The sequence below is a fragment of the Gardnerella sp. KA00127 genome (assembly GCF_049244125.1).
Taxonomy (GTDB): Bacteria; Actinomycetota; Actinomycetes; order Actinomycetales; family Bifidobacteriaceae; genus Bifidobacterium; species Bifidobacterium swidsinskii.
Window position 1 is genome coordinate 203071 of record NZ_CP058377.1, and the last position, 14593, is coordinate 217663.

At 43.5% G+C, this 14593-nt stretch carries 10 protein-coding genes and 1 other RNA gene; 10 read left to right on the forward strand and 1 reads right to left on the reverse strand.

Going from position 1 to position 14593, the window contains the following annotated elements; genetic code table 11:
- The first annotated feature begins 268 nt into the window (after positions 1-268).
- The 5 genes from dnaK to HXT48_RS00840 all read left to right on the forward strand — a co-directional run bounded on the left by dnaK (position 269) and on the right by HXT48_RS00840 (position 5602).
- A complete protein-coding gene (gene dnaK, locus HXT48_RS00820) occupies positions 269-2152 on the forward strand; it encodes a molecular chaperone DnaK (protein ID WP_421793088.1) in 1884 nt (627 codons plus the stop codon).
- Entirely contained in the window at positions 2152-2850 is a 699-nt protein-coding gene (grpE, locus tag HXT48_RS00825; RefSeq protein WP_012914519.1) for a nucleotide exchange factor GrpE, read from the forward strand. Before dnaK ends, grpE begins: the two co-directional genes overlap by 1 nt.
- 124 nt (positions 2851-2974) lie before the next feature.
- Positions 2975-4036, forward strand: coding sequence for a DnaJ C-terminal domain-containing protein (locus tag HXT48_RS00830; RefSeq protein WP_012914518.1), 1062 nt, complete (start codon positions 2975-2977; stop codon positions 4034-4036).
- Between the two features lie 86 nt (positions 4037-4122).
- A complete protein-coding gene (locus HXT48_RS00835) occupies positions 4123-4719 on the forward strand; it encodes a heat shock protein transcriptional repressor HspR (protein WP_421793089.1) in 597 nt (198 codons plus the stop codon).
- Between the two features lie 139 nt (positions 4720-4858).
- Positions 4859-5602, forward strand: coding sequence for an HAD family hydrolase (locus HXT48_RS00840; protein ID WP_004108086.1), 744 nt, complete (start codon positions 4859-4861; stop codon positions 5600-5602).
- A 94-nt stretch (positions 5603-5696) separates the two neighbouring features.
- Here HXT48_RS00840 and HXT48_RS00845 read toward each other — a convergent pair whose 3' ends face one another.
- Positions 5697-8021: a transglycosylase domain-containing protein gene (locus HXT48_RS00845; RefSeq protein ID WP_421793090.1), complete on the reverse strand. Its 2325-nt coding sequence runs from the start codon at positions 8019-8021 to the stop codon at positions 5697-5699.
- Between the two features lie 172 nt (positions 8022-8193).
- On the opposite strand from HXT48_RS00845, the gene HXT48_RS00850 reads away from it, so the two are divergent.
- From HXT48_RS00850 to tmk, 5 genes are all read left to right on the forward strand, one after another.
- Positions 8194-9336: an inositol-3-phosphate synthase gene (locus HXT48_RS00850; RefSeq protein WP_033888408.1), complete on the forward strand. Its 1143-nt coding sequence runs from the start codon at positions 8194-8196 to the stop codon at positions 9334-9336.
- A 41-nt stretch (positions 9337-9377) separates the two neighbouring features.
- Positions 9378-9474: signal recognition particle sRNA small type (gene ffs / locus HXT48_RS00855), an RNA gene on the forward strand.
- A 45-nt stretch (positions 9475-9519) separates the two neighbouring features.
- Positions 9520-10836, forward strand: coding sequence for a phosphatase PAP2 family protein (locus HXT48_RS00860; RefSeq protein ID WP_076003094.1), 1317 nt, complete (start codon positions 9520-9522; stop codon positions 10834-10836).
- Between the two features lie 131 nt (positions 10837-10967).
- The gene (gene topA / locus HXT48_RS00865) at positions 10968-13814 is read left to right on the forward strand and encodes a type I DNA topoisomerase (RefSeq protein WP_033888407.1); all 2847 of its coding nucleotides are present in this window, start codon (positions 10968-10970) and stop codon (positions 13812-13814) included.
- 47 nt (positions 13815-13861) lie between these two features.
- Positions 13862-14566 (forward strand): dTMP kinase, encoded by a 705-nt coding sequence (tmk, locus tag HXT48_RS00870; RefSeq protein ID WP_064621984.1) that lies wholly within the window; start codon positions 13862-13864, stop codon positions 14564-14566.
- Positions 14567-14593: the final 27 nt, after the last annotated feature.

The window sequence follows — 14593 nt, forward strand, 5'->3', positions numbered from 1 at the left end:
AATCTCATTGAATTTTGCAGAATTTCCCCTTAATTTTGCTTAAATTGCAAAACTTGAGTCTAGTTGTATAAAGTTTTTTGTAATTTTTGGGAATAAAAGTTGACTTTTATAAGTTGAGTGTAGTAGGCTCAAGTTTTGGAAAGTAAAAAAGCTGGTGATTTACCTAGTTTCCAACAAGGAATCTAAATAAGGTTCAGCTTACGTAACTACAAAACTTGAAGGAAAGCGTAATTGCACAAAAGGTGCAATACCTAGTTAAGGAGAAATTATGGGACGCGCAGTAGGTATTGATTTGGGAACAACCAACTCTTGCATTGCTACTCTTGAAGGTGGCAGCCCAACAGTTATTGTAAACGCTGAAGGCGCACGTACCACGCCATCTGTTGTGGCATTCAGCAAGTCTGGCGAAATCTTGGTTGGTGAAGTTGCTAAGCGTCAGGCTGTAACAAACGTTGATCGCACGATTAGCTCAGTAAAGCGTCATATGGGCACTGATTGGACTGTTGATATCGACGGCAAGAAGTGGACTCCACAAGAGATTTCTGCACAGGTTTTAATGAAGTTGAAGCGCGATGCTGAAGCTTACTTGGGCGAGCCGGTAACCGATGCCGTTATTACATGCCCAGCTTACTTCAACGATGCTCAGCGTCAGGCAACTAAGGATGCAGGTAAGATTGCAGGCTTGAACGTGCTTCGTATTATTAACGAACCAACTGCTGCAGCTTTGGCTTACGGCCTCGAAAAGGGCAAGGAAGACGAGCGCATTTTGGTATTCGACTTGGGTGGCGGTACTTTCGATGTGTCCTTGCTTGAAATTGGTAAGGATGATGACGGATTCTCCACAATTCAGGTGCAAGCAACTAATGGCGATAACCACTTGGGTGGCGACGACTGGGATCAGAAGATTATCGACTGGCTTGTTGGCGAGGTTAAGAACAAGTATGGCGTTGATTTGAGCAAGGATAAGATTGCTTTGCAGCGCTTGAAGGAAGCTGCTGAGCAGGCAAAGAAGGAGCTTAGCTCTTCTACTTCCACCTCAATTTCTATGCAGTACTTGGCAATGACTCCTGACGGCACTCCAGTGCATTTGGATGAGACTTTGACTCGTGCTCACTTTGAGGAAATGACTTCCGACTTGCTCGGCCGCTGCCGTACGCCATTTAACAACGTTCTTTCTGACGCTGGAATTTCAGTAAGCCAGATTGATCACGTGGTTCTTGTTGGTGGCTCTACTCGTATGCCAGCTGTGAAGGATTTGGTGAAGAAACTTACTGGCGGTAAGGAAGCTAACCAGTCCGTGAACCCAGATGAAGTCGTGGCCGTTGGTGCAGCCGTGCAGTCGGGCGTTATTAAGGGAGATCGCAAAGACGTTCTGCTTATTGATGTAACTCCACTTTCCTTGGGTATTGAAACCAAGGGTGGAATTATGACAAAGCTTATTGAGCGTAATACCGCAATTCCAACTAAGCGCTCGGAAGTATTCTCTACTGCTGAAGACAATCAGCCATCCGTGTTGATTCAGGTTTACCAGGGCGAACGTGAGTTTGCTCGCGATAACAAGCCTCTTGGCACTTTTGAGTTGACTGGAATTGCTCCAGCTCCTCGTGGCGTTCCGCAGATTGAAGTCACTTTCGATATTGATGCTAACGGCATTGTGCACGTTTCCGCTAAGGATAAGGGCACTGGTAAGGAACAGTCCATGACTATTACCGGTGGTTCTGGTTTGCCAAAGGACGAAATTGACCGCATGGTGAAGGAAGCTGAAGCTCACGAAGCTGAAGATAAGAAGCGTAAGGAAGAAGCTGAAGTTCGCAACCAAGCAGAAGCCTTTGCTTACCAGACTGAAAAGCTTGTGAACGACAATAAAGACAAGCTTTCCGATGAAATCTCTAAGGAAGTTACCGACAAGGTTAATGCTTTGAAGGAAGCTTTGAAGGGTGACGACGTTGAGAAGATTAAGTCTGCTCAAAGCGAGTTGATGACTTCTGCTCAGAAGATCGGTCAGCAGCTTTACGCTCAGCAGGGTGCTGCTGGTGCCGAAGCTGGCGCTCAGTCTGCTGCTGGCGCTCAGGCTGGCTCTGCAGCTAAGGATGATGATGTAGTTGACGCCGAAGTGGTGGACGACGACAAGGACGATAAGGACAATAAGTAATGTCCGACTTTAACGCCAACGAATATTTGCAAGATATGGAAGATGCTGACTCGCTGGGTGTAAAAGCTACAGGTGATTCTGCGAAATCGTCTGCGCAATCTTCATCGAAAGCTGCTGAAGATGCAAATCCTGCAGAAACGAAAGCTGATGCACAAGCTGATGCTAACGTTTCTGCGGATTCCGCAAATTCTGAGGATACAGCGAATTCCACTGAATCCTCAGAATCGAAAGACAGCCAAGACGCGGATAGCGGCAGTTTAACTCCCTTAGGTAAAGCTAAGAAAGAAGCTGCAGAGTACTTGGAAGCGTTACAGCGAGAGCGTGCTGAGTTTATAAACTTCAGAAATCGTTCTGCCAAAGAGCAGGATCGTTTCAGACAGCATGGAATTATTGACGTGCTGACAGCATTGCTTCCGGCATTGGATGACATTGACCGCATTCGCGAGCATAGCGAAATGGATGATTCATTCAAGGCTGTTGCAACTAAGATAGATAAAGCTTTTGAAAAGTTTGGTGTGGAAAAGTTTGGTGAGAAGGGCGAAGATTTTGACCCGACCAAGCATGATGCAATTTTGCACAGGCCAGATCCAGACGCTACAAAAGAAACTGTTGATGCTGTAGTTGAAGCAGGATATCGAATAGGAGATCGCGTTATTCGCGCCGCTCGTGTGGTCGTTTCTTCGCCAAGTAATGACTAACGAAACTCTTAGTCGTGACTTTATTGCATAACTTGCTCGTGCTGACTCATAAGAGTTAGCACGAGCAGACTATATTTGGTCAAAAGCGAAATAGCCAATGTGCTTGTGAAGAAAGGAGGCACAAATGGCTGAAAATGAATGGTTAGCTAAGGATTTTTATAAGGTTCTCGGTGTCTCCAAAGACGCAGATGAGGCAACGATTACCAAAGCGTATCGCAAACTTGCTCGTAAATATCACCCTGATTTAAACAAAACAAAAGAAGCTGAAGAAAAATTTAAGGATGTTTCTGAAGCTTACGACGTACTAAAAGATAGTCAAACTCGCCAACGTTACGATGCTATCCGCCAATTTGGTGCTGGTGGTGCTCGTTTCGCTGGAGGAGCAGGTGGTGCTGGCGGTTTCGATGCGTCGAGCTTCTCGGACATTTTCTCTATGTTCAACGGCGGCTCTGGCATGGGCAGCATGGGTGGCATGGGCGGAAACGGTTCGCGCATTCGCTTTACATCCAACGGTGCTGGACCAAATATGAGCGACATTTTCTCTATGTTTGGTGGAGGTCAGCGCTCTCAAGATTCAGCAGGATTCCAGGGTACGAGTGGCTTTGGTGGTGAGAGGTATTCTCAACCGCAGGAAGCTAATGTGCCTGAAGTTGGCGAAGATATAACAACCGATATAAAGCTCACATTTAAGCAAGCTTTTAAAGGCGCTACAGTATCGTTGCGTGCGGCTGGTGAAACTTTTAAAACGCATATTCCAGCTGGTGTAAAAACCGGACAGAAAATTCGTTTGAAAGGAAAAGGCAAGCCAGGCAAGTTCGGTGGTGCTGCAGGTGACTTGTACTTGCATGTTCAAGTAGAAGCATCAGATAAATTTACTTTGCGAGGCGACGATTTGATTTCTACATTGCCGCTAACGTTAAGTGAAGCAGTGCATGGTGCAAAAGTTAGTATAAACGACCTAGACGGCAACCCTGTTACTTTCAAAGTTCCAGCTTGTGTTTCAAGCGGCGATGAAGTTCGTATAGAAGGTGCTGGAGTGCCGGGGGAAAATGGCGATTTTGTTGGCGTTGTGCAGATTCGTTTGCCAAAGCGTTCAAGTATGTCTCTTAGACGCGTTGCAAAAGAATTTGATAAAACTGCTGGCGAAACTTATGCTGAAGAAATTAAAAAATTAAGACAAAACTAAGTTAACAATAATTTAGTAGGTTGAACACTGTTGAATTGCTTGTAACAGTGCTTTAAACATACTAAAAGGGCAAAGGAAGGCGTGCTATGACACCAATAACGCGTGAAACTAAAGCACTGTATGAAATGTGTGCAGTTGCTTTAGTGCGTGGTACTGCAACGCTTGACGGGGCAGATGAAGTAGGATTTGTTCTTGATTTGCCAATATTTACCGTAAGCCATGTGGCACGCCTAACCAATACGCACCCGCAAACTTTACGACAGTATGATCGGCTTCATTTAATAATGCCGAATAGAACTGAAGGCGGCGCTCGCCGTTATTCTTTGCGAGATATAGACAGGATTGTGCAAACTCAGCATTTAAGCCAAAATGAAGGCATTAATCTTGCTGGCATCATGCAAATACTTGATTTGCAAGAAGAAAATCGACAGCTTAAAAGACAAGTAAGGCATTTGTTAGATTCTGCAGAGTCTTCAGAGCGCAATATTTTTGCTGCAAATGCAGATGGTGACATTGTGGAAATGCAGCGTTCTCGCAATGCGCGTCGCTGGAGGCGGGATATTCTTGCAGAGAGACGAGCGTTACCTTCGTCGTATTCTTCAGAAAGCTATAACAGTAATTATAAAAATCGAAAGTCTTTGGATGAAAAATCTGTGGTGTTGTGGAGAGCGTGGAGCATATAGTAACGTAGGCATGGCTACTTATTGTGCTTAAGTGAGAAATTAGCGAGAAGAATTAATAGTGCGAAAAGTAATACAAAATTAGTGCGAAATAATGCGCTACAAAAGCTAAAGCAAATATATGCAATATAAAGGATTGTGAATGGCTGAACAGACGACGAATGTGTGTGTAAGTACTCTTAACTCTAGTGAAGAAAAACATGTGTTGCGTGCAGTTTTTTGGGACATGGATGGCACTCTTATAGATTCCGAGCCGTATTGGCATGAGTCGGAATTTTATTTAGTAAAAAAATACGGTGGTTACTGGGATGAAGATTTAGCTTGGGAATGTTCCGGCGGATCCCTTGAAACTGTTGCCAATAAAATGATTCCAAGCGGTACAAAACTTACTGTAGAAGAAATCGGCAAAGGTATGGTTGATTACGTTGCTGCTCGTGAAGCTGAATCCGTGCCATGGGTTCCAGGAGTTTTAGACGTACTTAAAAGCCTTACGGATGCTGGCATTCCTTCAATTTTGGTGAGTAATTCGCCGCGTTGTTTGGTTGAAAATATTGTGAATCACGCTCCAGAAGGCGCTTTCGCTGGGTATGTGTGTGGAGATGATGGATTTAAACCAAAGCCTAGTGCTGAGCCATATCTTGCTGCAGGAAAAATGGTTGGCATTGAGGGTACGGACGAGGAAGTTGCGAAGCAGATGGCTAATTGCATTGCCATAGAAGATTCTCTATCTGGTCTTACTGCCGCAATTAATTCCGGAGCAACTGTAATTGCACAAACAGGTTTTTCGCGCGCAAACATATCTGAAAGCAAGCATCACGCAGAACTTAACGGTTATGAAAATGTGACTGCTAAAATGCTTGAGAACATTGTTTTGAGTCGAAACTAATTAACAAACTAGCAAAACTAATTAATAAACTATTTAGTTATTTATTTAGATAGCTATTCGCATATCTGTTTGTAAATTAGCTACAGTTGATTTACTAGTTTCCTCCAGTTGTGTCATAGTTATTGTCATAACCATGACCGCCAGAATTATTATCGTAGCTGCCAACGCCGCCCGATGATGAATCGTCACGACCATACAGCTGGCTATCAAGGTCTAAATCGTTGTCGTTGTCCTTGTCTTTATCTTTGTCCTTGTTTTTATCCTTATCTTCATTCTCAGTTTTTGCGTGCGTGAATGTGTGTTGTTCGCCTAATCCCCATTTTCCATCAGGTCCGCCAATTTTGCCTGTGTCTTTTGCTTCAGGGAATTTAGTATTCGGGGTTCCTATTACCGCTTGACGCATGTATCTTGTAAACAAGTGCACAGGGTAGGCGCTTCCGCCAAGATATCCGTGGAACGGTTTAATTACTTGTGGGCTACCTTTTGCGTCTGGATTCCATATGGCAAATGCGGTAACAATATTTGGCGTAAATCCTACAAAGCTACCAGCAGTTTCATCGTTTGCTGTTCCAGACTTTCCTGCAATTTCTCTACCTACAGCGCGAGCTTCAGTTGCTGTACCATGTTGCACTACGCCAATCATTGCTTTTGTAGCTAGAGCGGCATCGGCTGGTGAGAATACTTGCTTTCCAGCTGTTGGTGCACGGTAGAACTCTTTACCGTCAGGATTTTTTACGCTGGCAACAATATGCAAATCTGGGCGTCTTCCTTGGTTTGCAAATGTTGCATATGCGCGCGCAATTTCGCTTACATGTACAGAATCGTTTCCGAGCACAGTAAACGGATTCTTACCATTGACTCGTTCAGGATTTAAGCCTGCCATAACTGCGGTATGAGCAACTTTTTTAGCGCCAAGTTTACTTTGCAAATCCATATACACTGTGTTCACAGAATTTGCAGTTGCATTGTATAAGTTAATGGTGCCATAGCTCATGTTTGCAAAGTTTCCAACAGGTTTATCGATCCCATCAAACTTGCGTGGAGAATTGCCATTGAACATCGTATCCAAGCTAGTGCCAGCCTGAATTGCTCCCATAAGTGCAAAAGGCTTCATAGTAGAGCCTGGCTCATAAAGTGCCTGTGTGGCGTTATTAAGCTGTTTCTTTAGATAATCGTCTCCTGCGTAAACGGAAATGATTGAACCATCTTTTGCATTTATTGAAATTCCGCCAACTTGCAGTCCTTCTGGCACAATTCCTCGTCCATCTTGAGAAGGACTTGCAACTTTGAACATTAAATCTTGCTTAGCTTTATCGATAGTAGTAATAATGCGATATCCACCACTGTCGAGATCTTCCTGTGTAAAAGCGCCATTCCTAGTTAACTCATCGCGAACCATATGCAATAAGTAACCTTGTTGACCTGCGTAAATGTTTTGAGTCGTCTGAGTAATAGTTTTAGGCATTTTTGCTTGCGCTGCCTGAGAGGCTGTAATGTAGCCATCTTCTTTCATAATGCGTAACACGCGCTTAAAACGAATGCCTGCTTCTTTTGGACCAATTGCAGGATCCCAGCTACTTGGTGCTGGAATAATACCTGCTAAAAGTGCAGCTTGCGAAAGTGACAAATCTTTTGCTTCTATGCCGAAATATGCTTTGGCTGCAGCTTGAATTCCGTATGCTCCTCTACCCAAGTAAATAGTATTCATATAATTGCAAAGTACTGTATTTTTATCTTGAGTTTGCGCAATTTTCAAAGCTAAAATAGCTTCTTTTAGTTTTCCAAAATAAGTTTTTGTTTCACCGAGATAATATCTTTCCGCATATTGTTGCGTAATAGTTGAGCCGCCCCAACGCCCGTGCTTTGTGATGTTATGAAGTAGTGCGCGTCCAATTCCTTTAAAATCTATTCCGCCATCGTGGTAGAAGGAACGATTTTCTGAAGCAACTATTGCTTTACCAACATATTTAGGTAGTACTGAACAATTGATAATTTCGCGATTTTGCTCAGCGAACGAACCTAATTCAGTTTTGCCATCTGAATAATACACTTTCGTCTTATCTGCCATAGCAACTTTGTCTGGTGCCGGTATGTCTGTAGTTGCATACAGATAAGCAAAAACAATTGTGCCTAGCAAAATTGGCACAAAAATAACGATAAGCGCCCAAAAAATAATAGGATGTCTGCCTCGCCAAGTTCTACGACGCCTTCTGCGTGTTGCTGCGCGAGAACGTTCGAATCTTGAATTACGGCTGCTTTTGTTTGATTCAAAAGAATACGAATTTGGACGATATGATTCTTGTCCGCGTGGTGGGACAGATGAAGGCATATTCGTATTTTTTTGTGATTGTGACGATACGCTTCGAGTAGCTTTCTCATGCGAAGTAGACGCTCGTCTTCCATCTTTACGTGCAACCATACATTCCACCGTAGCGTCCGGTGTTGAATTTTTCTACAAAACAGCATGTTTTTGTTTAGAAAAGATTAAAAATATTGAATATTAGTACATATTTGTTAAAGCAATAGTATTATGAAATGTGTATGGTGCGGCATAATGTAATGTCGCTTATTTTGCAGGGCAAGGAGTCTATATGAGCATCCGCGTTGCCATTGCCGGTGTCGGCAATTGTGCTTCGTCGCTGGTTCAGGGCGTTGAATATTACAAAAACGCTGATGACGGTGAGAAAATTCCAGGGTTGATGCACGCTGTATTTGGTCAGTATCGTGTGCGCGATATTGAGTTTGTTACGGCGTTTGATGTTGATTCTCTAAAGGTTGGGCATGATTTAAGTGAAGCAATTGGCGCTTCACAAAATAACACAATTCGTTTTGCTGATGTACCAAATTTGGGTGTAGAAGTATTGCGTGGTCCAACTTATGACGGCTTAGGTGATTATTACCGTGAAATGATCGATGAGTCCGAAGCTGAACCTGTTGACGTTGCTCAAGTTTTGCGAGATAAGCATGTGGATGTGCTTGTTTCTTATCTTCCAGTAGGATCTGAGCAAGCCGATAAAGCTTATGCAACTGCTGCAATGGAAGCTGGATGCGCATTTGTAAACTGTCTGCCAGTCTTCATTGCTTCTGATCCTGAGTGGGCGCAAAAATTCCGTGATGCTGGAGTTCCTATTATTGGCGATGACATTAAAAGTCAGGTAGGTGCAACTATTACTCACCGCGTTATGGCTCGACTTTTTGAGGATCGCGGTGTGCGCTTGGATCGCACGTATCAGCTGAATGTTGGTGGAAACATGGACTTTATGAACATGCTTCAGCGTTCAAGACTTGAGTCCAAAAAGATTTCTAAGACTCGTGCAGTAACTTCAATCGTGCCTCATGAAATGGATGAGCATAATGTTCATATTGGGCCTTCTGACTACGTAGCTTGGTTGGATGATCGCAAGTTTGCTTTCGTGCGTTTGGAAGGTACTACTTTTGGTGATGTTCCTTTGAATTTGGAGTACAAGCTTGAGGTTTGGGATTCTCCAAATTCTGCCGGAATTGTTATCGATGCTGTTCGAGCCGCAAAAATTGCTTTGGATCGCAAGCTTTCTGGTCCGGTTTTGGCTCCAAGTTCATATTTTATGAAGTCTCCTGCAGTTCAGCATGAAGATAGTGAAGCTCGTCAATTAGTTGAACGCTATATTGCTGGTGATGTTGAAGCTAACGAGTCTCAGCTTGATGAAGATACTGAATTTGCAAAAGAGCACGGCAAGAGCGTGTGGCGCGCATAATTTATTACTACTCGACATGTAGCGAAAATCGTGTAATATAGATAGAGCCTCCGTGTGGCACTAAGTCACCCAATCCCCCCAGGGCAGAAATGCAGCAAGGGTAAGTGGCCTCTGGTGGGTGCGCGGAGGTTTTATTATGCGTAAAACTAGCGCGGTCGTAAATACTGTCGTAAAGTCTAAAGTATGAGTGAAGAATTTGCAGGAATTCAATCCAATAGCATTGACAATCAGCATGATGATTCTGCTGAGAAAAATGATGCGCTGCCGGTAGGTGGAACTTCGCAAGATGTTAATCGCAACAGTGAAGGTGGTGACTATTCGCATCCTTTGGATTCGATTAATACTATTACGCCATTTTCTCCAATCTCATCTGAAGATAATGACGAAAAAATATCGCCTTTATTTCCAGAAAATAATGAAGAAAAATCTTCTAAACAGTCTGTAAAACAGTTTGTGAAACAAACTAAGCGTCAATCTGATTTGTCTGATTTGTCTGGCTCGTCCGATTTGTCGTATTCGACTAATCAGTTATCTTCTAAAGATTCTCTATCAGATGCAGATGATATTGATCAGCTTGGTCAGCTTGTAAAGCGTCCTAGAATATCTACCATATTGTGGTGTGTTGCTATTGCAATTGTTTTCTTGGCTTCTGCTGCGTTCATATGGTTTATTAGTGTGCAAACAGTACTTGGTCAAAGCTATGAAGAAATGGTAATTGATGGATTTGGTTCTCATGGTACGCCATCTTGGCTTGCATTTTGCTTGCGACCTATAAGCGTTTCTATGGTTGTTATAGTTACTAGCATAATAATTGCTCTTGTTTCACTCATAGTAGTTTGTATTCGTAAACGTTGGTGGCTTCTTGGTCAATGTGCTGGAATTATTATTCTTTCGGCTGCTGCTGAACCATTGAAAAAAATTCTTCCGCGCCCAATGCTTATAAGTATTGAATATTTGTCTGCAAATTCAGCACCTTCAGGTCATACCTTACTTATTACTGCATCATGTGCGTTGCTTATTTGCGCAGTTTCGCGTGTTTGGCGCGCATGGGCAGCGGTAGCTGCAGCTTTTATAAGCGTTCTTGTGGAACTTTCGTTGGTTGCAGCGCATTGGCATAGAGTTTCTGACGTTCTTATGTCATTACTTATCGTTGGTGCTGTAACGCTTATTATGCTCGCATGCACTCGCAGTAGTGGAATGGATATGCCAGCTTATCGACGTTCCTCAATTAGCGTTCAAATTGTAGGAAGCTCTATGATTACGATTGGTGTGTTGGCGTGTTTGTATGCACTTTATTTAATATGGCAAATTCTTCCTGGTGTTGATATTTTTGCTCAATGGGCTGCAAGCGTATCTTATGTAGCAACTTATTGGCTGATTATAGGCGTGTCTTTGCTTGTTTTTGGCGTAATTATGGTAATGCGTCACTCTACAGCTTCGCCGTTGAGTAGGCTTGGATTAGTAGGCGCTCCGCCGACGCCGCCATCTGCTTCTAAGTAATATTGTCTACTCTATCTGCTTTTATCCACCGAGGTGGAATGTAATAGACGTATAACTTAAGTTGCGATACAGTTAGCGTGAAACATATAGTTCGGAATTATATGTTCGATTGTGTTAGGAAAGGAGCGAATATGGCAGCACAGAATAAGCTAGTCATTGTGGAGTCTCCCACGAAAGCGCGAAAAATTGGCGGGTATTTAGGAAATGGCTACACCGTCATGGCTTCAGTTGGGCATATTCGCGATCTCGCTCAGCCAAGCCAAGTTCCAGCCTCACGCAAAGCAGCGTTTGGCAAGTTTGGTGTAGATGTCGATCATGGTTTTGCGCCATATTACGTAGTTGGCTCAGATAAAAAGAAAACTGTTTCCGATTTAAAGTCTGCGCTCGCAAAAGCTGACGAATTATATCTGGCAACTGATGAGGATCGCGAAGGTGAAGCTATTGCGTGGCACTTGGTAGAAGCGTTGAAGCCAACTGTGCCAGTAAAGCGTATGGTGTTTCATGAGATTACTAAGGATGCAATTCAAGCCTCGCTTAGTAATACTCGAAATGTTGACGACAATATGGTTGATGCGCAAGAAACTCGTCGTGTGTTAGACCGTTTGTATGGATATGAGCTTTCTCCTGTTTTGTGGAGGAAAGTTGGTCCTGGTCTTTCTGCTGGACGCGTGCAGTCTGTTGCTACTAGGTTGATTGTTGAGCGCGAACGCGAGCGTATGGCGTTTACTAAGGCGTCTTACTGGGATATTAGCGCGGTTTTAAGTTCTAAAGGCTCAGATGGCGAAAATGTTGATTTTGAAGCGCGCATGAGCGAGCTTTCTGGTCGTCGTTTGGCTGGTTCTAAAGATTTCAATTCAAAAGGTGAGTTGGTCTCTACAAAAGATGAATCACAAAAAGCTTTGCATGTTGATGCTGATTTTGCATCTAAGCTTTCTAAAGCTCTTGAGAATTCAGATTTTGTAGTTGACTCTATGGAAACGAAGCCGTATCGTCGTCGTCCTTTGCCACCTTTTACTACATCAACTTTGCAGCAAACTGCTGGAAACCGACTTTCAATGAGCTCTCGCCAAACTATGCGAGCTGCACAATCTCTATACGAAAACGGCTATATCACTTACATGCGTACGGATTCCGTAACGCTTTCCAAAGAAGCTATCGAAGCTGCGCGTAGTGCTGCTCGTGCAGCATTTGGCGACGAATATGTTTCGCAATCTCCTAAGCAGTACGCAACTACGTCTGCAGGAGCGCAGGAAGCTCATGAATGTATTCGCCCTGCTGGAGCGCGTTTCTTAAGCCCGGACGAGCTTGCAGATAAATTACCTGCGGATCAGCTAAAATTGTATACGCTTATTTGGCAACGAACCCTTGCGTCACAAATGGCTGATGCTACAGGTTTTACAGCAACTGTTAAGTTAAATGCTTCTGCTGGAGAATATGGAGAAGCTTTGTTCCAAGCTTCTGGAACAGTAATTACTTTTGCTGGTTTTATGAAGGTTTTTGGCAATGCTCATGCAACTGAAGGTGAAAGCGATAAGGCACTTCCTCAAATGCAAGCTGGGGATGTTCTTGAAGCTAAAAGTGTTAGTGCGGATTCTCACGAAACTCAGTCTCCTGCAAGATATACTGAAGCTTCTTTAGTTAAAACTTTGGAAGCTAAGGAAATAGGACGCCCTTCTACTTACGCAACGATTATTTCTACAATTATTGATCGCGGATACGTGTATGAGCGTGGACGTGCGTTAATTCCTTCTTGGCTTGCTTTTGCTGTAATTAAACTTTTGGAAGCGAATTTCCCAAAGTATGTTGATTACGCGTTTACTGCTGATATGGAAAATGGTTTGGACAGAATTGCGCATGGTGAAGAAACCGGTCGCGATTGGCTAACTAGATTCTATTTCGGTTCCGGTGAGGGTGCTGCTAATTCTGCTGATGAAGCTCATATTGGTTTGCAACAGCAGGTTGCAGAGCTTGGTGAAATTGATGCGCGTGAAATAAATACCATAGACATTGGCGATGGTTTGCATGTGCGTATTGGACGCTATGGTCCGTACTTGGAAGACATTAAGAATCTTGATGCTGAAGGCAACCCTCGTCATGCTTCTTTGCCAGAAACTTTAGCTCCAGATGAGTTAACTGTTGATGCTGCTCGAGAATTGCTTGAGAATAATGCTGAAGGTCCACGTGTGCTTGGAGTAGATCCAGAAACGGGTGGGAACGTAGAAGTGCGCAATGGTCGTTTTGGTCCGTACGTGGCACTGGTAGAAGAGCAGGATAACGCGGAAGATTCTAAGTCTTCTAAGGCTTCTAAAGCTCGTCCAAAAATGGCTTCTTTGTTTAAAACCATGGATCCAGCGACTTTGACTTTGCAAGAAGCGTTGCAACTCTTGAATTTGCCACGTTTGGTTGGTGAGTATGAAGAAGTTGATGCCGAAGGCGTTGTAAAACTAGCTCGTATCGAAGCAAATAATGGTCGTTACGGTCCATATTTAACTAAAACATATTCTGCTGTAGATACTTCTGCTGGAGAAACTGTGGAATCTAAGCCGGATACGCGATCCCTTTCTAGTGAAGATGCTATTTTTACTGTTACTTTGCAAGAAGCGAAAGATTTATTTGCGCAACCAAAGTACGTTAAGCGTACTCGTGGTGCCGCCAAGCCGCCTCTTCGTGAGCTTGGCGCAGATCCTGAAACTGGAAAGCCAGTAGTGATTAAGGATGGTTTCTACGGAGCTTATATTACTGATGGTGAAACGAATCGCACTTTGCCAAAGCAGTATACGCCTGAATCGATTGATCCGCAGGATGCGTTTGCACTTTTGGCGCAAAAGCGCGCCGCAGGTCCCGTAAAACGCAAAAAGCGCGCGACTAAGAGCACTGCAAAATCTTCTGAAAAGAAGTCTACTGCGAAAAAATCTATCGCAAAGAAAACTTCTACAAAGAAGACTACTTCAAAGAAATCTACCGCTAAAAAAGCATAGAATAAAATCTAAAGATTAAATAGACCTTGCATATGGAGTCAAAAAATATGGCATCTAAGAATGACGATTTTTCTGGTGGCTGCGCTTGCGGAGGAAACTGCGGCTGCAGAAGTGAGCAATCTTATGCAAATAAAGGTTTATTTATTTCTTTCGAGGGCATTGATGGCGTTGGCAAAACTACGCAAGTTGAGGCTCTTAAAGATCATTTGCAATCTTTGGGGCGAGAAGTTGTAGTGACGCGTGAGCCTGGCGGTACGCAGTTGGGTAAAACTTTGCGCGAAATACTGTTGCATGGCACGAGTGTATCTGCCAGAACAGAAGCTTTGCTTTTTGCTGCGGATCGTGCACAGCATGTTGCGCAAGTGATTCGCCCGGCACTTAGCCGTGGTGCAGTAGTAATAACGGATCGTTATATTGATTCTTCGCTTGCTTACCAAGCAGGCGGTCGCGAATTGACTAAGGATGATGTGCGAACTTTAAGTGAGTGGGCAACGGATTCGCTATGGCCTAATCGCACTTATTTGCTAGATATGCAACCGGAAGATGCTTTTAAGCGTTTGCATCGCGAGCAAGATCGCATGGAATCAGCTGGAATAGATTTCGCTCGTCGCACTAGAGAAGCATTTTTAGATTTAGCGCAGGAGTCTGCAGATCGTTATCGCGTATTAGACGCAACGTTCTCGGCGAAATCATTATTTGAACTTATTGTGCAAGACGTACATAACTTAATTGAAGAAATTGAAACTAAATAAAATGGCGAACTTTATAAAGTGAAGAAG